Annotated in this window: 17 protein-coding genes and 1 tRNA gene; 13 read left to right on the forward strand and 5 right to left on the reverse strand. The window is 65.7% G+C overall.

The window, feature by feature from the left end; translation table 11 throughout:
- Window positions 1-140: 140 nt before the first annotated feature.
- A complete protein-coding gene (locus tag ABIB56_RS03650; protein ID WP_354567577.1) occupies window positions 141-632 on the reverse strand; it encodes a MarR family winged helix-turn-helix transcriptional regulator in 492 nt (163 codons plus the stop codon).
- Between the two features lie 171 nt (window positions 633-803).
- Between ABIB56_RS03650 and ABIB56_RS03655 the strand changes: the two genes are divergently transcribed.
- The 4 genes from ABIB56_RS03655 (at window position 804) to ABIB56_RS03670 (ending at window position 5,264) form a co-directional block, all read left to right on the forward strand.
- Window positions 804-875, forward strand: a tRNA-Gln gene (locus ABIB56_RS03655).
- 177 nt (window positions 876-1,052) lie between these two features.
- Window positions 1,053-2,432, forward strand: coding sequence for a bifunctional UDP-N-acetylglucosamine diphosphorylase/glucosamine-1-phosphate N-acetyltransferase GlmU (gene glmU, locus ABIB56_RS03660; protein WP_502917549.1), 1,380 nt, complete (start codon window positions 1,053-1,055; stop codon window positions 2,430-2,432).
- A gap of 40 nt (window positions 2,433-2,472) precedes the next feature.
- Complete coding sequence (locus ABIB56_RS03665; protein WP_354567579.1) at window positions 2,473-3,450, forward strand: ribose-phosphate diphosphokinase; 978 nt, start codon at window positions 2,473-2,475, stop codon at window positions 3,448-3,450.
- Window positions 3,451-3,557: 107 nt separating this feature from the next.
- Complete coding sequence (locus ABIB56_RS03670) at window positions 3,558-5,264, forward strand: long-chain-fatty-acid--CoA ligase (protein WP_354567580.1); 1,707 nt, start codon at window positions 3,558-3,560, stop codon at window positions 5,262-5,264.
- A gap of 87 nt (window positions 5,265-5,351) precedes the next feature.
- On the opposite strand, the gene ABIB56_RS03675 is transcribed toward ABIB56_RS03670, so the two are convergent.
- Complete coding sequence (locus ABIB56_RS03675; protein ID WP_354567581.1) at window positions 5,352-5,723, reverse strand: hypothetical protein; 372 nt, start codon at window positions 5,721-5,723, stop codon at window positions 5,352-5,354.
- Window positions 5,724-5,928: 205 nt separating this feature from the next.
- Here ABIB56_RS03675 and ABIB56_RS03680 point away from each other — a divergent pair, with 205 nt between their 5' ends.
- The gene (locus ABIB56_RS03680) at window positions 5,929-6,978 is read left to right on the forward strand and encodes a D-2-hydroxyacid dehydrogenase (RefSeq protein WP_354567582.1); all 1,050 of its coding nucleotides are present in this window, start codon (window positions 5,929-5,931) and stop codon (window positions 6,976-6,978) included.
- A gap of 4 nt (window positions 6,979-6,982) precedes the next feature.
- On the opposite strand, the gene gnd is transcribed toward ABIB56_RS03680, so the two are convergent.
- The 3 genes from gnd to ABIB56_RS03695 all read right to left on the reverse strand — a co-directional run bounded on the left by gnd (window position 6,983) and on the right by ABIB56_RS03695 (window position 10,971).
- Window positions 6,983-8,434, reverse strand: a complete 1,452-nt coding sequence (gene gnd, locus ABIB56_RS03685) for an NADP-dependent phosphogluconate dehydrogenase (RefSeq protein WP_354567583.1) — start codon at window positions 8,432-8,434, stop codon at window positions 6,983-6,985.
- 88 nt (window positions 8,435-8,522) lie between these two features.
- Entirely contained in the window at window positions 8,523-9,941 is a 1,419-nt protein-coding gene (gene uxaC / locus ABIB56_RS03690) for a glucuronate isomerase (protein ID WP_354567584.1), read from the reverse strand.
- A gap of 4 nt (window positions 9,942-9,945) precedes the next feature.
- A complete protein-coding gene (locus ABIB56_RS03695) occupies window positions 9,946-10,971 on the reverse strand; it encodes a LacI family DNA-binding transcriptional regulator (protein ID WP_354567585.1) in 1,026 nt (341 codons plus the stop codon).
- Window positions 10,972-11,117: 146 nt separating this feature from the next.
- On the opposite strand from ABIB56_RS03695, the gene ABIB56_RS03700 reads away from it, so the two are divergent.
- From ABIB56_RS03700 to manD, 8 genes are read left to right on the forward strand one after another with little or no spacing between them, the layout of a single operon-like run.
- Window positions 11,118-12,473 carry an ABC transporter substrate-binding protein gene (locus tag ABIB56_RS03700; protein WP_354567586.1) on the forward strand — a complete coding sequence of 452 codons (1,356 nt, stop codon included), beginning with the start codon at window positions 11,118-11,120 and terminating at the stop codon, window positions 12,471-12,473.
- A 12-nt stretch (window positions 12,474-12,485) separates the two neighbouring features.
- Window positions 12,486-13,481, forward strand: a complete 996-nt coding sequence (locus ABIB56_RS03705) for a carbohydrate ABC transporter permease (RefSeq protein WP_354567587.1) — start codon at window positions 12,486-12,488, stop codon at window positions 13,479-13,481.
- Window positions 13,478-14,386 carry a carbohydrate ABC transporter permease gene (locus tag ABIB56_RS03710; RefSeq protein WP_354567588.1) on the forward strand — a complete coding sequence of 303 codons (909 nt, stop codon included), beginning with the start codon at window positions 13,478-13,480 and terminating at the stop codon, window positions 14,384-14,386. The genes ABIB56_RS03705 and ABIB56_RS03710 overlap by 4 nt, the downstream gene beginning before the upstream one ends.
- A complete protein-coding gene (locus tag ABIB56_RS03715; protein ID WP_354567590.1) occupies window positions 14,383-15,240 on the forward strand; it encodes a sugar phosphate isomerase/epimerase family protein in 858 nt (285 codons plus the stop codon). Before ABIB56_RS03710 ends, ABIB56_RS03715 begins: the two co-directional genes overlap by 4 nt.
- Window positions 15,237-16,403, forward strand: a complete 1,167-nt coding sequence (locus ABIB56_RS03720; RefSeq protein WP_354567591.1) for a Gfo/Idh/MocA family protein — start codon at window positions 15,237-15,239, stop codon at window positions 16,401-16,403. Before ABIB56_RS03715 ends, ABIB56_RS03720 begins: the two co-directional genes overlap by 4 nt.
- Entirely contained in the window at window positions 16,400-17,266 is an 867-nt protein-coding gene (locus tag ABIB56_RS03725; RefSeq protein WP_354567592.1) for a sugar phosphate isomerase/epimerase family protein, read from the forward strand. The genes ABIB56_RS03720 and ABIB56_RS03725 overlap by 4 nt, the downstream gene beginning before the upstream one ends.
- A complete protein-coding gene (locus ABIB56_RS03730) occupies window positions 17,256-18,671 on the forward strand; it encodes a mannitol dehydrogenase family protein (RefSeq protein WP_354567593.1) in 1,416 nt (471 codons plus the stop codon). Before ABIB56_RS03725 ends, ABIB56_RS03730 begins: the two co-directional genes overlap by 11 nt.
- The gene (gene manD / locus ABIB56_RS03735) at window positions 18,668-19,906 is read left to right on the forward strand and encodes a D-mannonate dehydratase ManD (RefSeq protein ID WP_354567594.1); all 1,239 of its coding nucleotides are present in this window, start codon (window positions 18,668-18,670) and stop codon (window positions 19,904-19,906) included. The genes ABIB56_RS03730 and manD overlap by 4 nt, the downstream gene beginning before the upstream one ends.

A 19,906-nucleotide genomic window follows, 5' to 3' on the forward strand; every position in this document is an offset into this window, starting at 1 on the left:
CCTGAAACGGTCGCCCACCCTTGGCCGCCGGACGCGGCATCAACACGCCCACACGGTCCCACTGCTCATCAGTTAGTAACGAAGTACGAGACATCGTAAAAGCATCTCAACCAACCACCACAAAGGTTAGGAGACACGCCCTAGTCGAAGTCGAGACTGAGCTTGCGCAGTAGTGCGGCGAGCTTGTCCTGGTCGGCTGTGGAGAGTGCGTCGAGCAGCTCGCTCTCCGCTGCCAGCAACTCGCGGATGGCGGCATCCACCCGTTCCCGGCCTGACGGGGTCATGGTCACCAGCGTGCCGCGCCCGTCGCCGGGGTCTGCATGGCGTTCCACCAACTGGCGTCCCACCAGGCGGTCGATGCGGTTGGTCATCGTGCCGCTGGAGACCAGGGTCTGTTGTAGCAGGGCTTTCGGGCTCAACTGATAAGGCTTGCCCTCGCGGCGCAGCGCGGAGAGCACGTCGAATTCCCACGATTCGAGACCGGATGCCGTGAAGGCCGTACGTCTGGCCCGGTCCAGGTGCTTGGCGAGCCGTCCAACGCGGGAGAGTACCTGCAGCGGCGCGAAGTCGAGGTCGGGGCGTTCGCGCAGCCACGCGTCGACGATGCGGTCGACTTCGTCGTGTGTGGGCATCCGACCATTATCGCGCGCCGTTGGTTTCTCCGGAGGTTGTGCGCCGCCAACGGTAGTGGGTGGCATTTACAACCGAAAAGACGAGTGTGGCGCGAATCCTCCGGAGAAACGCAGGTTGCTGAAGCCGTGGGCGCTATCTGGCAGACTGGGTTGCTGCGCCGCAGAGCGCGATCCGCCTTAGTGTAACGGCAGCACGACAGCCTTTGGAGCTGTTCGGTCCAGGTTCGAATCCTGGAGGCGGAGCAAAAGATAGACAACGATTTGTCTATTTTTTGCTCCGCTGCGCGGAGCGCGACACACCGAAGGTGTGTCCAGCGAGAGCCGGGAAACCTGCCACCGACCTCGGGTGCCAACAAAGGAGCGCGCGTGTCCGATTCACAACTCGCCATCATCATCCTCGCCGCCGGCCAGGGCACGCGGATGAAGTCCTCGCGTCCGAAGGTTCTGCACCGCATCGCCGGCGTCCCGCTGGTGGCCCATGTGCTGGCCACCGCGGAGGAGCTCGGGGCGGCCCACATTGTCGCCGTCGTACGCCACGAGCGTGATGCCGTCGCTGCGGCTATCGTCGAGCAGGTTCCGCAGGCGATCATCGTCGACCAGGACGAAGAACCGGGCACCGGTCGTGCGGTGGAGCTCGGCCTCGGCGGCCTGCCTGACGGCTTCGCCGGCCATGTGCTCGTGCTCAGCGCCGATGTACCGCTGCTCGACGCAGCGACAGTTCGCTCGCTGGTGACGAGCCACGAGCTCGGCGGCAACGCCCTCACCCTGCTGAGTGCTTACTTCACCGATCCGACAGGTTCCGGGCGCGTCATCCGTGATTCGGAGGGCGCATTCGAGTCGATTGTCGAGCAAAAGGATGCCGACCCAGAGCAGTTGCTCGTCACCGAGATCAACTCTGGTATCTACGTCTTCGACGCTGCCGCTCTCCGTACCGCACTCGCCGCCATCGGCACCGACAACGCGCAGAACGAGAAGTACCTCACGGATGCCGCGGCCGGCATCCGCGCATCCGGCGGCCGCATCGAGGCAGTCCCCGTCTCCGACCCGTGGTTGGTCGCCGGCATCAACGATCGCGCCCAGCTGAGCGCCGCCGCCGCGGAACTCAACGCCCGCATCGTGCGCGGCTGGCAGATCGCTGGCGTCACCATCCAGGACCCGGCTACGACCTGGATCGACCTCCAGGCCAGCATCGCCGAAGACGTCGAGATCCTTCCGGGCACCCAGATCAAGGGTCCGACAGTGATCGAGCGCGACGCGGTGATCGGCCCCGACACGACGCTGGTCGACTGCGAGATCGGTGAGGGAGCCGTGGTCACGCGCACCGATGCCACCCTCGCTGTGATCGGAAAAAATGCCACCGTCGGGCCGTTCGCCTACCTCCGAGCCGGCACCTACCTCGGCGATGGCGGCAAGATCGGCACCTTCGTGGAGATCAAGAACTCCCGCATCGGAGAGGGAAGCAAGGTTCCTCACCTCAGCTATGTCGGCGACACGACGATCGGCGAGGGCACCAACATCGGCGCTGGCGCCATCACCGCCAACTATGACGACATCGCGAAGCACCGCACCGAGGTCGGCTCCCACGTTCACACCGGGGCGCACAACGTGTTCGTCGCCCCGGTTAGAATTGGTGACGGAGCCAAGGTCGGAGCGGGTGCTGTGGTGCGCAAAGATGTGCCGGCCGGCGCCCTCGCCATCTCGGTGGCTCCTCAGCGCAATGTGCTGGGCTGGGTCGAGGAGAAACGCGCGGGAACGGCAGCGGCAGAAGCGGCGGTCGCATCCGACGAGGCCTCGAACTAGGCCGCGGTAAAAGTCGGGCGACCGGCAGAGAGCAGGGCACGTGGTCGAGATCACAGCCACCGGAGAAAAGCGACTCGTTATCGTGACGGGTCGTGCTCATCCCCAGCTGGCGATCGACGTCGTAGAGCATCTTGGCGCGGATCTCGTGCACACCGATGCGCGTACCTTCGCGAACGGTGAGATCTATGCGCGTTACGACGAGAGCGTGCGAGGTTCGGATGCTTTCGTCATCCAGTCGCACACCTATCCGATCAACGAGTGGCTCATGGAGCAGCTCATCATGGTGGATGCCCTGAAACGAGCCTCCGCGAAGAGGATCACCGTCGTCGCCCCTTTCTACCCCTACGCACGCCAGGACAAGAAAGGTCGCGGACGGGAACCGATCTCCGCCCGTCTCGTCGCCGACCTGTTCAAGGCGGCCGGCGCCGACCGCATCATGAGCGTCGACCTGCATGCAGCGCAGATCCAGGGCTTCTTCGACGGCCCTGTCGACCACCTCTTCGCCATGCCGGTGCTGCTCAAGTACTTCCAGGAGCGCCTCGATTCCTCCACGCTTACCGTCGTATCGCCCGACATGGGCCGGGTACGGGTCGCCGACATCTGGAGCGACAAGCTCGGCGCTCCCCTGGCGATCATCCACAAGCGTCGTGATCCGCTGGTGCCGAATAAGGTGACCGTGCACGAGATCGTCGGAGAGGTGAAGGGGCGCACCTGCCTCATCGTCGACGACATGATCGACACCGGTGGCACCATCGTGAAAGCCGCGGAGGCGCTCAAGGAAGCAGGGGCGACGAACGTCGTGGTCGCCGCGACCCACGCGGTCTTCTCGAAGCCGGCCAGCGACGTCCTGCAGAGCGAGTTCATCGACGAGGTCGTGGTCACCGACACCCTGCCGATCCCGGAGGAGAAGCGCTTTCCCACGCTCACGATCCTGCCGATCGCGCCGCTCATCGCGAGCGCTATCCACGAGGTGTTCAGCGACGGCTCGGTCACATCGATGTTCGACGGCGCCGCCTGATTCGATTCTGTCCGCTGCCGTTTCGGCGCAACGCTGTCGCCTAAGCAACAGCGTTGCGCCGAAACGACAGCGCAACGCGGTGTGGACGAAGCTCTTAGAGTGATGTTATGACGACAACCACTCCGCGCCCCTGGCTCTCCAGCTATGCGGAGGGCGTGCCGGATGACATCGAACTGCCGGAGGGTTCACTCTTCGACCTCGTCGAGGGTTCGATTCGCGAGTTCGGCGACAACGTCGCTCTCGAGTTCTTCGGCGCGACCACCACCTACGCCGACATGGGCGAGCAGATCGCTCGAGCCGCCGAGGGCCTCCGCCTTCTCGGTGTGCAGAAGGGCGACACCGTCGCGCTCGTGCTGCCCAATTGTCCTCAGCACATCGTCGCCTTCTATGCGGTGCTGAGACTCGGCGCGATCATCGTCGAGCACAACCCGCTGTACACGCCGCGGGAGCTCCGCCACCAGTTCGAAGACCACGGCGCGAAGGTGGCGATCGTCTGGGACAGGGTGGTGGCCACCATCCAGGACTTCCCCTCGGATGTCGCGATCGAGACCCTGATCTCCGTCGACATCACGCGCGCTATGCCATTCGTCACCCGCGCGCTGCTGCGCCTGCCGGTCACCAAGGCCAGGGAGTCGCGGGAAGCCCTCACCACGAGGGTGCGCGGCACGATCGTCTGGAAAGACCTGCTCGCCGCCGACCCGATCAAGCCGGAGATCGTGCGTCCGGAGGCCGACGACGTCGCACTCATCCAGTACACCAGCGGCACGACAGGGCTGCCGAAGGGCGCCACCCTCACCCACCTCAACCTCACGACCAACGCCGCGCAGGCGCGCGCCTGGGTGCCGACGGTGAAGCGTGGCACCTCAGTGGTCTACGCCGTGCTCCCGATGTTCCACGCCTACGGACTCACCCTCTGCCTCACCTTCGCGATGAGCATGGGCTCACGTCTCGTGCTCTTCCCCAAGTTCGATCCCGACCTGGTGCTCGCCGTGGTCAAGAAGCGTCCGGCGACCTTCCTGCCCGCCGTTCCGCCCATCTACGAGCGTCTCGCCGCCGCGGCGAAGGAGCAGAACGTGTCGCTGAAGGGGATCGAGATCGCGATCTCCGGTGCCATGCCGCTGTCGGCATCCGTCGTCGAGCCGTGGGAGGCACAGACCGGCGGTTACCTGGTCGAGGGCTATGGCCTCTCCGAGACGAGCCCTGTGCTGATGGCCAACCCTGTCGGGCCGACCCGTCGCGCAGGCGCCGTCGGCTTGCCGCTGCCGAACACCGAAGTGCGGGTCGTCGACCCCGAGAATCCTACGGTCGATCGTGCACTCGGCGAGGAGGGCGAACTCCTGGTTCGCGGGCCGCAGGTCTTCTCCGGTTATTGGAAGAAGCCCGACGAGACGGCTGAGGTGTTTGTGCCGGCCGATGAGAACGATGAGGGCGCAGACTGGTTTCGCACCGGTGACATCGTGCGTCTCGACGACGACGGATTCGTCTCCATCGTCGACCGCATCAAAGAACTCATCATCACCGGCGGCTTCAACGTCGCGCCGAGTGAGGTGGAGGACGCACTGCGGGCGCATCCGGATGTCGCGGACGCGGCCGTCGTCGGCCTGCCGAGCACGCGCAGCGGCGAAGAGGTCGTCGCAGCGGTCGTGATGGCTGCGGGAAAACAGCTGGATGAGAAGGCGCTGGGCGAGTCCCTGCGCGGTGGACTTGCGGCCTACAAAGTGCCGAAGCGGATTGTTGCCGTCGACGAACTGCCGAAGTCGCTGATCGGCAAGGTACAGCGCCGCCAGGTGCGCGAGCAACTGCTCGAGGAGTAGCGGCTGCGGCCATCCGTGCGCAGGGTTGTTATCCGCGCTGAAGCTGTAACGTGCGCGCGGATAACAAATCAGCGCGCGGACGCGCCGTCAGCTGTTGGTCGTCGGCACCCGAGACAGCTTCGGCGACACCGGGATGAGTCCGAGCGAGGCAACGTGCTTATCGCCACCGAAGGCCCCGACGGTGTAGCACTGCCACCCCATGCCGTTGGCACCGAAGAGTTCGAAGGTTGCGGATGCCCCGGTTGCCTGGGGCACTTCGTAACGCACCCAGGCCAGGCAGGCCTCCTGCGCGGTGGATGACGCGACGGTCGCGGTCGTGATCACCTGGGGCAGCACGAGGCAGAGAATACCGACGATCACCACGACCCGCATGGTGATTACCAGTCGGCGACTGCGCAGCGGAGGACCGCTCGTCGGCTCGTATCCCGCGAGTTCCGGTTCGTCATCCCAGTTGCTCATCGCCCACTGATTCTGTCATGGGCGGATGGGCTATGGCGGGAAACCGCGGAGACGGACGACGGGCGGCCCGACCCGTGCCGGGTCGGTAGCATGAAACAGTGATCCCGGCTATCGTTGTCGCCCCCCATTCCGCCCCTCGCGACGCGGTTGGACTGGAGCGCGTCGCTCCGTCCCGTCGTGCCATCGACGAGCTGGCGGCACTCCGGTGAGCGATCGTCTGCGCGCCGTCGTCGCGACCCCGCTGAACGAGGAACTCTGCGCCCTGATCGAGCGGCTCGAGCCGCGCATCGATCTCGTACGAGACCAGAGCCTTCTGCCACCGCAGCGTGCGTCCGGCGATCACGAGGGAGATCCGTCCTTCACCCGCACCGCGGAGCAGCAGGCCCGTTTCGAGCAGCTGCTCGACTCCGCGGAGGCACTCTTCGGGTTGCCGGGGCAGTCAGGTACCGCTCTTCGTCGCACCGTCAGGGCCAACGCGAAGCTCCGATGGGTGCACACGACCCCGGCCGGTGGCGGCGGCCAGGTGCGATCGGCCGAACTCACCGAAGAGGAGCTTCAGCGCGTGGCCTTCTCCACCTCGGCCGGCGCCCACGCCGAGCCGCTCGCCGAATTCGCCGTGCTGGGTCTCCTCGCGGGGATGAAGGATCTGCCGAGGCTCGAAGCCGATAAGGCGCGCCACGCTTGGGGACCGCGTCGCAGTGTCGGCACCCTCGGTGGCCGGACCGTGGTCGTGGTGGGGCTCGGGAACATCGGTCGAGCAACGGCGCGCAAGCTCTCCCTGCTCGGCATGCGCGTGATCGGTGTGCACCGGAGGCACGTCGAGGCCGAGGGTGTCGAGAAGATCGTGCCCGTCGAGCAGTTCGCCGAGGCCGTATCCGAAGCCGACGCCGTGGTGCTGACCCTGCCGGGAACGGATGCCACGAAGAGCATGCTCAGCCGTGACGTGCTCGCGCACTTTCGTGCGGGTACTCTCTTCGTCAATGTCGGCCGCGGCACGACGGTCGACGAGGTCGCTCTCGTCGAAGCCCTGCAGGACGGACGGATCGGCTATGCAGCCCTCGACGTCTTCGCTGTCGAACCGCTGCCGCAGACCAGTCCGATCTGGGACATGCCGAACGTGCTGGTGAGCCCGCACACTGTGGCGCAGACCCTCGATGAGGAGCGCTACATCGCCGAACTGTTTGCCGCGAACGCGACGCGTTTGCTCGACGGTGAACCGCTGGTCAACCGCGTGGACACCGTCGAGTTCTACTAGCGCGCTAGTGCGAGGAGCCCTCCGACTCGATCTCGCTGCGGTCGCCGCTCCACAGGGTGTGGAAGGTTCCCTCAACATCCACGCGCTTGTAGGTATGCGCTCCGAAGAAGTCACGCTGGCCCTGCACGAGTGAGGCCGGCAGTCGGTCGGCGCGCAGGCCGTCGTAGTAGGCCAGCGATGACGAGAAGGCGGGTGTCGGGATGCCGGCGTAGGCAGCTCCGGCGACCACGCGGCGCCAGGAATCCTGCGCCGTCGACACCACGTCGGTGAAGAAGGGGGCGGTCACCAGCGCGACCAGTCCTGGGTTCTCGAGGTAGGCATCCGTGATGCGGTTGAGGAAGCGTGCACGGATAATGCAGCCGCCGCGCCAGATCTTGGCGATCTCGCCCTTTTTGATGTCCCAGTTGTACTTCTCCGCGCCGGCAACGATCGCGTCGAAACCCTGGCTGTAGGCGATGATCTTGGAGGCGTACAGCGCCTGGCGAACGTCTTCGATAAAGGCGTCGGGGTCGTCGACGGCTACCGTCGAGCTCGGTCCGGGGAGTTCGGATGCCGCGGCACGCTGCTCCGTCTTGGAGGACAGTGCGCGGGCGAAGACCGCCTCCGCGATGCCGGAGACCGGAACGCCGAGGTCGAGGGCGTTCTGCACGGTCCAGACGCCGGTGCCCTTCGAGCCGGCCTGGTCGAGGATCACGTCGACCAGCGGACGACCGGTCTTCACGTCGACCTGCTTCAGCACTTCGGCGGTGATCTCGATGAGGTAGCTCTCGAGCTCGCCCGTGTTCCACTCGGTGAAGATCTCGGCGATCTCTGCGGGGTTCTTGCCTGTTCCACGGCGGATGAGGTCGTAGGCCTCGGCGATCAGCTGCATGTCGGCGTACTCGATGCCGTTGTGGATCATCTTGACGAAGTGCCCTGCGCCGTCGGTGCCGACGTGGGTCACACACGGCTCGCCCTCGGCGATGGCCGCGATGGACGTGAGGATCGGCCCGAGCGTCTCCCAGGCCTCGGCGGATCCGCCTGGCATGATCGACGGTCCCTTGAGCGCGCCCTCCTCGCCACCGGAGATTCCCGCGCCCACGAAGTTGATGCCGGTCTCGCGTACATCTTTTTCACGACGGATGGTGTCGGTGAACAGTGCGTTGCCGCCGTCGACGATGATGTCGCCCGGTTCGAAGACTCTGGTCAGCTCGTCGATGACGGCATCCGTACCCTTGCCGGCCTGCACCATGATGATGGCGGTGCGCGGCTTCGAGAGTGCGGCGGCGAACTCCTCGTAGCTGGTGGTGCCGACGAACTCGGCCTCAGGATGCTCGGAGAGCAGCGTGTCGGTCTTCTCGTGAGAACGGTTGAAGACGGCGACGGTGTTACCCTCCCTGCTGGCGAGGTTTCGAGCCAGGTTCGAGCCCATGACCGCAAGGCCCACTACGCCAATGTTTGCAACTGCCTCAACCACTGTGTCTCCTCGAATCGACTGTTTTTGACCGGTTCTAGGCTATCTGGTTCGGCGCAGGGACATCGCGCGCAGAGGTCGGCAAACGCGCCTAGCGTGGCAACCGGAACGTCTCGATCGGCACGTCGGCGACCAGACGCCTGGCGACTCCGACAGCGTCGTCCTCGGTGATCTGATGGGTGGCCACGAGGGTGGCGAGATAGCTGGAATCCGACCGCCTCGACATGTCGTGCCGCGCGGGGATCGAGCAGAACGCGCGGGTGTCGTCGATGAATCCGGAGGTCTTGGCGAAGCCCGCGCTGTCGGTGATCGCAGCGCGGTAGCGAGCGATGCCGGCGGGGGAGTCGATGAACCACCACGGCGCTCCGGCGTAGACCGAAGGGTAGAACCCGGCGAGAGGTGCGATCTCCCGGGAGAAGGTGGTCTCGTCCACGGTGAAGAGCACCAACCGGAAGGTGGGATCGGTACCGAAGTCGCGCAGGATCGGCGCGAGCGGGCGCGTGTAGGCCCCGGTGTCGGGAAGGTCGTGGCCGGTGTCGGCGCCGTAGGCGTCGAAGGTTGGACCGTGGTGATTGCGGATGACGCCAGGGTGCAGCTGCATCACCAGGCCATCCTCGCTGGCCATCTCGGCCAGCCGGTAGAGCATGTTGCGGCGGTAGGCCACGGCATCCGCTCCAGTGAGGTTGCCGGCGATCGCGCTGCGGTGGATGCGTTCGGCATCGGCCGCGTCGAGAGGCTCCGATCCCGCATCGATGACCCCGGTGTCGGTGGCCGTGCAGCCGGCGGCGATGAAGGCGGCCCGCCGTGAGCACAGCGCCGCGAGCAGGCCGTCGTAGCTGCCGCAGTCGATGCCCGATGCCGCGCCCAACTGCTCGAGTTTGGCCAGCCAGGTCAACTCGTCAGGGTGCATGTACCTGTCGGCCCGGAAGGTGGGGAGTACCCGGCCGGTGAAGGTCGGATCGTCGCGCAGGGCGAGGTGGGCGGAAAGATCGTCGGCCGGGTCGTCCGTCGTCGCCAGCACGGCGATGCGGAAACGATCAAAGAGCGCCCGCGGGCGGAACTCTTCTCGGCCGAGTGTCTCGGCGAGCTGGTCGTAGAGGTCGTCGGCGTTCGCCGCGGATGGCTGCTCGGTGAGACCGAAGACCTCGCTGAGCTCCGTCTCGAACCAGTAGCGCACCGGCGTGCCGAGGAAGGCCTCCCAGTGGGTGCAGAGCTGGCGCCAGACTGACCGGCCGCCGCTGACTGGCGGGTTTCCGTCGCGGCCGAGGCCGAGCTCGTCGAACGGCACGCCGAGGGAGTGCAGGAAGCGCGTCACGTAGTGGTCAGGCGTGATGAGGAGGGCGGCCGGGTCGGGGAACGGCTCGTTGGCCAGCAGCATGGCGGCGTCGACGTGCCCGTGCGGCGAGTAGATCGGGGCATCCGCCACCTCGCTGTAGAGGCGCCTGGCGATGTCTCGTTCGATCGGGTTCGCGGGGAACAGGCGGTCGGGATGCGGGGAGAGCGCGGTCATGCTGTCACTTTCGGATCGGGGCCGGGCCAGTCGAGGCCCTGACGGTGAGGTGGGTGGGCAGCGTCGCGGTCTGCCGGGTGCCGGAGATCGCCGGATCGTCGAGGCGTGCAAGCAGGATCGAGACCGCGACACGGCCCGCCTGCTCGATGGGTGCGGTGAGGGTGGTGAGCGGGGGGTTGCAGAAGTCCGCCCCGAAGATGTCGTCGCAGCCGACGATGCTGAGGTCGCCAGGCACGCTGACTCCGCGCTCACGCAGGCGCATCAGGATGCCGATCGCCAGCAGATCATTGAAGGCGATGCAGGCGGTCGCACCGCTGTTGAGCACGGCATCCGCCGCCGCCGCACCGGCTACCTTCTTCGGAGAGAACGGGCCGACCCGCCTGGCCGTCACGCCGTGCACTTTCGCTGCCCTGAGCAGGGCGCGCCAGCGCCCCTCGTTGGACCAGGATGTCACCGGCCCCGAGACGTAGACGATGTCGCGGTGGCCGAGAGAGACCAGGTGGCCCATGGCCTGTTCGATGCCGCTCGGCGTATCGATGAACACGCTCGGCACACCACTGGTCTGCCGGTTGATCGCCACGACCGGAATCTCGCTGGCGAGGGCGGCGAGCTTGCGGTCGGTGAGCCTCGATGCTGCGAGGATCGCGCCGTCGAATGAACGCCGCAGCTTGTGCATCATGCTGTCTTCGAGTTCGTCGGACTCCTCGGTGTCCACCAGCAGCTGCGTGTACCCGGCAGCCTTCAACTGCTGCTGGGTGCCGCGGATGATGTCGAAGTAGAACGGGTTCGTCACGTCGGAGACCATCACCGCGATGGTGCGCGTCTTGCCGGAGGTCAGGGCCCTGGCCTGCGCATTGACCACGTAGTTGAGCTCTCGGGCCACCTCTTCGATCTTCTCCCTGGTCGACGCGCGCACGCGAGTGGGATTCGACAGCGCACGAGATGCGGTCGAGATCGCGACCCCGCTGGCCGCGGCGACATCCGCAAGCGTCGCCGGGCGATCCGGCCCCGCATCGACGAGAGGTTCCATGCAGGAGAGCAAAGCACACTATGGCAATTTTTGGCAAACGGTTGCAGAAAAATTGCCGTAATGCCTAGAGTCGACAAAACCGTCGTGGCGAAGAGTCCCGGCGCGAACATGCACCGATAACAGCACCGACTCAAAGGAGAGTTCAGATGAAAGCTCGACACGCGCTGGTCGCGGTGGCGGGAATCGCCATCCTCGGTCTTGCCCTTCAGGGATGCTCGGGCGGCTCGACGCCCGCGGCATCCGGTTCATCCGCAGCAGTCGACGGAAAAGGCAAGTCGATCGACGTCATGGTTGGCGCCAATACGCTCTACCCGACACAGCAGAAGCAGTGGTTCCAGGATGTCTCTGACCGCTTCGAGAAGAACACGGGCGCGACGGTCAAGTTCGAGACCTACGCCTCGGCCAACGACGAACTCACCAAGATCCAGACCTCGGTGATCTCCGGACAGGGTCCCGACATCTACAACCTGGGCACCACCTTTACCCCCACGGCCAACGCCACAGGGGCCTTCGTCACGCTGACGGATGCCGACTGGAACAAGATCGGCGGCCGTGACAAGTTTCTGCCGGCCACCCTCGGCATCTCCGGCCCTGACAAGAAGCACGAGGTCGGCATCCCGTTCGCGAGCCGACCGTTCGTGATGGCGTACAACACCGACCTGCTGAAGGCCGCCGGCATCGACAAGCCGGCCACGACCTGGGACGAGCTGACCGCGCAGTCGAAGAAGCTCACCTCGGGCGGCAGCTACGGAATGGCTCTCGCCTATGCCGACAGCTACGATCCGTGGAAATTCATCTGGGCGATGTCGGTGCAGGCAGGCAACCCGATCCTCGACGGTAAGAAGGCGAGAGTGGACGACCCGACCACCCTCACCGCCTATGAGACCTACTTCGACTGGCTGACCAAAGACAAGGTCGTCGACCCGCAGGCCATCGGCTGGAAGAACGCGCAGGCCGTGGCGGCATTCGCCGCGGGCAAGGCCGCCTACCTGCCGATGACCACCTCCACATCGAAGATCTCGCTCGACTCCTCGGTGGTGGCGGGCAAGTATGCCTACGCGCTCATGCCGACGATCCCGCCGGGGAAGAAGTCGCTGCCGAAGGGTGGAAAAGCTGCCTCGAGCATCCTGTCCGGTGACAACATGGTCATCGCCAAGTACTCGAAGAACCAGGACCTCGCCTTCGCCCTGATGAAACAGTTCACGAGCGCTTCGGCCCAGTTGGAGTACAACAAGCTCTTCGGTGACCTGCCGACGAACGCCGCCGCGGCCAAGAAGCTGGAAAATGGCAACGATCAGCTGATTCCAATCATCGACTCATCGAGCAAGTCGGTCGGCACACCGTTCAGCGGCGCATGGGGCGACACGCAGCTCGCCCTGGTGAACGTCGTGGTGCAGTCGATCCCGTCACTGTCCAACGGGTCGATCAGCACCTCCGAGATCAAATCGAAGCTCGCGTCCGCCCAGTCCACGGTGCAGGCCTCGCTCGACAAGGCGAAGTAAGCGCGACCTGCCATGACAACCACAACACCCGCCTCGGTGACGAGCGCGGCGACACAGGCTGACGGCCGTCCGGTGGGATCGACTCCCACCGGCGGCCGCCCGGCCCGCCGCCGCGGTCGCTCGCCCAACGAGCGGAACCGGCCGTTCTGGATGCTCGCCCCCGGCGGCATCCTGATGATCCTGGTCATCGTCATCCCCCTGATCCTGGCCATCGTCATCTCGCTGCTCGACCTCGACCAGTACACGCTCCGGTCATGGCTGCAGGCACCGTTCATCGGCCTGCAGAACTTCGTCGAGGCGTTCACCAGGTCGACGCTGCTCCGGTCGATTGGCATCAGCGTCTCCTTCGCGGCGATCGCCGCAGTGGTTACTCTGCCGATCGGCGTCGCCGCCGCCATCGCAACGCAGAACAAGTTCGTCGGTCGAGGTCTCGTGCGCTCGATCTTCCTCATCCCCTACGTGCTTCCGGCATTCGTCGTCGGCACTGTGTGGCGCACCATGCTGCAGCCTGGCGGAGTGGTGGATGACGCGCTCGCGAGCATCGGCATCCACACCGGTCTTTGGCTCAACGGGCCGCAGAGCTTCTGGGCCCTGATCCTCGTGCAGATCTGGAGCTCATGGCCCTTCTTCTACCTGCTGGTGCTCGCCGGCCTGCAGGCTGTCGACCACGAAGTGCACGAGGCCGCCGCCATCGACGGCGCGCTCTGGTGGACCAAGCTGCGTTACGTGATCTTCCCCTACCTGCGCGGTCCGATCGCGCTGGCGGTGATCATCTCATTCCTGCACAACATCAACGGATTCACGCTGCCCTTCGTGCTCTTCGGGGTGCCTGCGCCGCAGGATGTCGATGTGCTGCCCGTGCTCACCTACGTCACGAGCTTCCAGAGCTTCCGATTCGGGCTCAGCGCGTCGATGGCGGTCGCCTCACTGGTGCTCATCGCGATCCCGCTGTTCATCTATCTCAAAGCAGTTCGTCTCGACACCGGTGAGGAGGGCAGGAAGCCATGACCGAGGTATTGACCAGCCCGATTGCGCCCGGGCGCCCGTCCACCCGTCGCAACGACGACGTTACCAGGCTGCTGCCCAAGCCGCTGCTGGTGATCGTGATCGCTGTGCTGTTGATCGTCGTGCTCACGCCGGTGCTCTACATCCTGTTCGCGTCGATCAACTCCGACGTGTCGGTTGCCCAGGGAGCCTTCTTCCCGGCTGAGCTGCACCTCGACAACTATGTCAAGATCTGGAGCACCGTCGACCTGGGTACCGGATTGTTCAACAGCGTCGTCGTCTGCGGTGCCGTCGCCCTGGTCTGCGCGCTGCTCGCGGTGTCGTCGGCCTACGTGCTGGTGCGCTACTCGTTCCGCGGACGGCTCACGGTACTCCGCGCGCTGCTCGGTCTGCAGTCGATCCCCGGCACGCTCATGCTGCTGCCGGTCTTCGTGCTGTTCTCCACCGCGGCGACAACCCTCGGCATCCAGATCATCGGTACCCGCGGTGCGCTGTTCATCACCTATCTCACCTTTGCCCTCCCATTCTCGACCTGGGTGATGGTGACCTACCTGCGCGGCCTGCCGCGTGAGCTCGAAGAAGCTGCGCGCATCGACGGCGCATCGTCCTGGCGCATCCTGACCAGGATCGTCATCCCGTTGAGCTGGCCTGGCATCGTGGTCTCGGCCATCTTCGCCTTCCTTCTCGGCTGGAACGATGTGCTGTTCGCGTCCGTCATGACCAGCCCGGAATCCCGCACGGCGGCCATCGCACTGCAGGTCTTCGGGGCCACCCAGGAGGGCGGAGCGATTCCGCTCTACGGCCAGATGATGGCGGCGTCACTGATCTGCGCCGTTCCCGTCGTTGTTCTTTATCTCGTATTCCAGCGCTACCTTGTGGGTGGCCTAACAGCAGGAGGAGTCAAATGACCGACGAAGTCAACTGGGCACTGTCCGGATTCGGCGACGAGATCGACGCAGACCCGGCGGTGCAGGTGGCGGTACTGCAGGCGCTCGGTGCCAACCACATCGAGGTGCGCAGTGCCTGGGGTACCAACATCGTTGACCTCGGGGCAGAACAGCTCGACGCGCTCGCCACGCTATTCTCCGAGCGTGAGATGGGAGTGTCGGCGATCGCGTCCCCGATCGGCAAAGTGGATGTCGCCCTGCCCGTGCAGCACGAGGTGGACAGGCTCGGCAGCGCGATCCGTGCCGCCCACCGACTCGATGCCCGCTACATCCGCATTTTCTCGTTCTATAGCGAGCAGGCCTTCAGTGCGGAAGGTGTCGCGGTCGTCGGCATTCGCGACGAGGTGATGGTGCGGATGCGGGCCCTCGCCGATCTTGCCGAGAGCGAGAACGTGATCCTGCTGCATGAGAACGAGAAAGATATCTACGGTGATACGCCGGAGCGCGTGCTCGATGTCATCGAGTCGGTCGGCTCGCAGAACCTGCGGGTGGCGTGGGATAACGCCAACTTCGTGCAGGTGGGTGTGAAGCCCTTCACCGAGGGCTACGCGCTGCTGCGCCCGCACTTCGAATACCTGCAGGTGAAAGACGCCCTCTCCGGCTCTAACGCGGTCACCCCGGCCGGCGAGGGCGATGGCGAGCTGCTCGAAACCCTCACGGCGCTGCGCGACGACGGTTACACCGGCTTCGCCTCCCTGGAGCCGCACCTTGCCGATGTCAACGCGCTCGGCGGTTTCTCCGGACCTGAGGCCTTCGGTCGTGCAGCCAGAGCATTCGCCCGCCTCACCAACCAGTTAGGAATCAGTACCAGATGAGCTCCACCCCCAGCGCACCACTCTCCAGTGCACCACTCGCTGTCGCGATCGTCGGTTGCGGCATCATCGGCGTGAACCATGCACGGGCGATCGCCAGGCTCGAGGGCCTCACGATCGTCGCACTCGTCGACTCGATTCCGGAGGCGACCCACCGGCTCGCCGATCTGGTCGAGAGCGAACTCGGCATCGATCGGCCTGGCGAGTTCGACGGCCTGGCCGCCGCCTTCGCGGCGGTTCCCGTCGACCTGGTGGTTATCTGCACCCCGAGCGGCCTGCACGTGCAGCTCGCCGAGGAGGCACTCGCCGCCGACAAGCACGTAGTTATCGAGAAGCCGCTCGATGTGACGCTGCCGCGGGCGCGCCACATCGCGGAACTCGCGGCGGACGCGGAGAAGCGCGGACGCGTCGTCTCGGTGATCAGTCAGCACCGCTTCGACCCGGCATCCGTCGTCGTCGCCCGTGCGGCCCATAACGGCGCATTCGGTCGACTGACCGGTGGAGTCGCGACGGTGGCCTGGTGGCGCAGTCAGGAATATTACGACTCCGGCCAGTGGCGGGGAACCTGGGAACTCGACGGCGGTGGCGCCGTGATGAACCAGGGCGTGCACACTGTGGACCTGCTGGTTTGGTTCCTGGGACGCCCGGTCGAGATCTTCGCGCACACCGCCCTTCTCGCCCATGAGCGGGTGGAGATCGAGGATGTCGCTGTCGCCACGGTGCGCTTCGAATCCGGAGCGCTCGCCGTGCTTCACGCCACGACCGCCGCCTATCCAGGGCTCACCGTGCGCCTGCAGGTTCACGGCTCCCGTGGGTCGGCCGTGATCGACGACGACCAGCTGGAATACTTCCACGCCGCCGTCGACGACCAGGAGGTCATCGATGCCACCAACCAGGCAGCGGACCTTGTCGGCGCGTCCGACCTGCGGGGTGGCGACAGGGGTGCTGACGGTTTCGCGGTCGCCCACCTCCGCCAGTACGAGGATGTGGTTCGCGCGATTCGTGACGGAGGCCAGCCGGGCGTGCGCGTCGAAGATGCGCTGGTGTCGCTTGCTGTCGTGCGCGCCGTCTATATTTCGGCCACCCTCGGTCGTGCCGTCTCCTTCGATGAGGTGCTCGCGGGTAAGTTCGACGATCTCGAGGTCACCACGGGGGGAGCGTCATGAAGTTTTCGGTATTCACCGCATCCACGCCGGAATGGGAGCCGGCCGAGGCCGCACGAATTCTCGCGGCGCAGGGCTGGGACGGCATCGAGTGGCGGGTCACCGACCAGGCCGATGCCGAAACCCCGGGCTTCTGGGCGGGCAACCGCGCGACCTGGCCGCTCACCGGTCTCGAAGGCTCCACCGACGAGATCGCCCGCATCACCGCGGAGTCCGGCCTGGACTACTCGGGCATCGGGGCCTACGCGGGCATCGGCGACCATGACAACGTCGAGCGGACGCTCGCGGCGACGGCCACCCTCGGCGCACGCCAGGTACGCGTCACCATGCCGCCCGCCGACGGCGGGGACTACCGGGAGAAGTTCGCGGCAGCCCGCACCGACCTCGAATGGGTGGCCGAGCGTGCCGCCGCACACGGCGTCCGCGCGCTGGTGGAACTGCATCACCGCACGATCACGTCGTCCGCCTCCGCGGCCATCCGTCTCATCGACGGTCTCGACCCCGCTCACATCGGCGTGATCCACGACCTCGGCAACCTGCTCATCGAGGGGCAGGAGGACTTCCTCTCCGCCTTCCAGATGCTCGGACCGTATCTCGCCCACGTGCACGTGAAGAACGCGCTCTGGCGGGTGACCGACGAGGCTGGCTTCGACGGCTCGGTGATCTGGAAAGAGGAGTGGGCGCCGCTGCGCCTCGGCCAGGCGAACGTCGAGGCTTACTTCGAGGCACTGTCGACGCACGGCTACGACGGCTGGGTGACCGTCGAAGACTTCTCGACCGAGCTCCCGCTCGAAGAGCGCACCGCCGACAACCTGGCCTACCTGCGCGCCATCCAGGAGCGGGTCACGTCGCGACATGTCGACTGAGGTCATAGTGGACCCGGGTGCCGAGTTCCGCGCGCGCCGCGGCATCCGGCATCCGGTTCGCATCGTGCACCTCGGCCTTGGGGCCTTCCATCGCGCCCACCAGGCCTGGTACACCCAGCGCGTGAACGAGTTGGGGGAGTCCTGGGGCATCGACGCATTCACCGGACGCAGCACATCGCTCGCTGATTCGCTCGAGGCGCAGGACGACATCTACACCCTCATCGAGCGAGGGTCGGTCGACGACACCGCCTCGCTTATCGAGAGCATCAGCGCGGCATCCGCCGGTTCTGATGTCGTGCGCTGGCGGACGGCCATGGCGAGCGCGGATGCCGCGATCGTCACGCTCACCGTCACCGAGGCCGGTTACCGGCTCACCAAATCCGGTGAACTCGACCTGGCAGACGAAGCTGTCGTCGCGGATCTCGCGCTGCTCACCTCCGGAGCGGAGCAGGCCGCCATCACCGCGCCGGGAAAGCTGGTCGACGGCCTCCGCTCTCGCAGGCGCGCGTCGGCCGGACCGATCGCTGTGGTCAGCTGCGACAACCTCCCCGACAACGGCCGTGCCGCTCGCGCCGCCGTGCTCGGCATGGCCGCCAGGGTCGACACCGACCTTGCGGACTGGATCGACCAGAACGTCAGTTTCGTCTCGACGATGGTCGACCGCATCACACCGGCCAGCACCGACGATGACCGCGCACGAGCCCTCGTTCTCACCGGCCTGCCGGATGCCGTGCCCGTCGTGACCGAACCTTTCAGCGAGTGGGTGCTGAGTGGTGATTTCCCGGCGGGACGACCCTCATGGGAGAAGGTCGGCGCGCGCTTCGTCGACGACATCGCGCCCTTCGAACAGCGTAAGCTCTGGCTGCTCAACGCCGGTCACTCTCTCCTCGCCTACCGCGGCCTGCTGCGCGGCCACCACACCATCGACGAGGCCATGAGCGACCTGGCCTGCGCCACTGAACTGGAACGACTGTGGGACGAAGCCCGCGACATCCTGCCCTTCGGGGGCGCTGAACTGGATGAGGCACTCGCCGCCCTGCGGTCCCGGTTCGGCAATGCCCGCATCCGGCACCTGCTGGTGCAAATCGCCACCGATGGTTCGCAGAAGCTGGTGCAGAGGGTGATCGATCCGATCCGACGCCGTCAGGCACGGGGTGAGGCTGCGGGCGAAGCCCAGGTCGGCGTCCTCGCCGCCTGGACGCTCCACCTTCTCGGTTCCGACCGACGCGACCCCGCCGCCGATAGCCTCGTAGCAGAGCTGTCGGGTCGCAGCGCAGAGGAGCAGGCGGTCGCGGTCATCCGTTTTCTCGCCCCCGATCTTGCGAACGACAGCGCGCTCGTCAACTCTGTCGCGACGCAGATCGCTGTGCTGAATTCCCGCCCCGACCAAGGAGACACCGCGTGATCATCGACAAAGCCGAAGTCATCGTCACCAGCCCCGACCGTAATTTCGTCACTCTCAAACTGACGACGGATGATGGGCTCACCGGCCTCGGTGACGCCACGCTGAACGGTCGGGAACAGGCCGTCGTCGCCTACCTCACCGAGCACGTCGTGCCGTTGCTGATCGGTAAGGATGCCCACCGCATCGAGGACATCTGGCAGTTTCTCTACCGCAGCGCCTACTGGCGTCGTGGTCCGGTGACGATGGCGGCGATCGCCGCCGTCGACGTCGCGCTCTGGGACATCAAGGCGAAGGCCGCAGGCATGCCGCTCTATCAGTTGCTCGGCGGTGCCTCCCGCACCGGGTTGCTCGCCTACGGTCACGCCTCTGGCAAGACCACCGAGGAGCTGTTCGACAGCGTCCGGTCGCACCAGGAGCAGGGCTATAAGGCGATCCGCGTGCAGACCGGTGTGCCGGGCCTCAAGTCGATCTATGGCATCGCCTCGAACGCAACCTTCGAGGGCAACAATGGCCAGCGCTACGACCACGAGCCAGCTCAGCGCGGTGCTTTCCCGGCTGAGGAAGACTGGGACACGCGCAGCTACCTCCGCCATGTGCCGACGGTCTTCGAGGCGGTGCGCAACGAGTTCGGTCCGGAGCTTCCGCTGCTGCACGACGGCCATCACCGGATGACGCCGATCCAGGCCGCGCAGCTTGGCAAGTCGCTCGAGCCCTACGACCTGTTCTGGCTGGAAGACTGCACACCGGCCGAGAACCCGGAGGCGCTGCGCCTGGTACGCCAGCACACGACGACACCGCTGGCGATCGGGGAGATCTTCAACACCGTGTGGGACTACCAGCAGATCATCCGCGAGCAGCTGATCGACTACGTGCGCAGCGCCGTCACCCACACCGGCGGCATCTCGCACCTGAAGAAGATCCTCGAATACGCCTCGCAGTACCAGATCAAGTCCGGCATGCACGGACCAACCGACATCTCACCGGTCGGCATGGCGGCCGCGATGCATCTGGGGCTAGCCATCCACAACTTCGGCATCCAGGAATACATGAAGCACGGCGCGAAAACCGACAGGGTCTTCGAGCAGTCGTTCACCTGGGAGAACGGCATGCTGCACCCCGGTGACAAGCCAGGCCTCGGAGTCGAACTCAACGTCGACGAAGCGGGCAAATACCCCTACGAGCAGGCCTATCTGCCCTACAACCGTCTCGCCGACGGAACTGTCCACGACTGGTAA

The sequence above is a fragment of the Glaciihabitans sp. UYNi722 genome, from assembly GCF_040549465.1.
GTDB lineage: Bacteria > Actinomycetota > Actinomycetes > Actinomycetales > Microbacteriaceae > Lacisediminihabitans.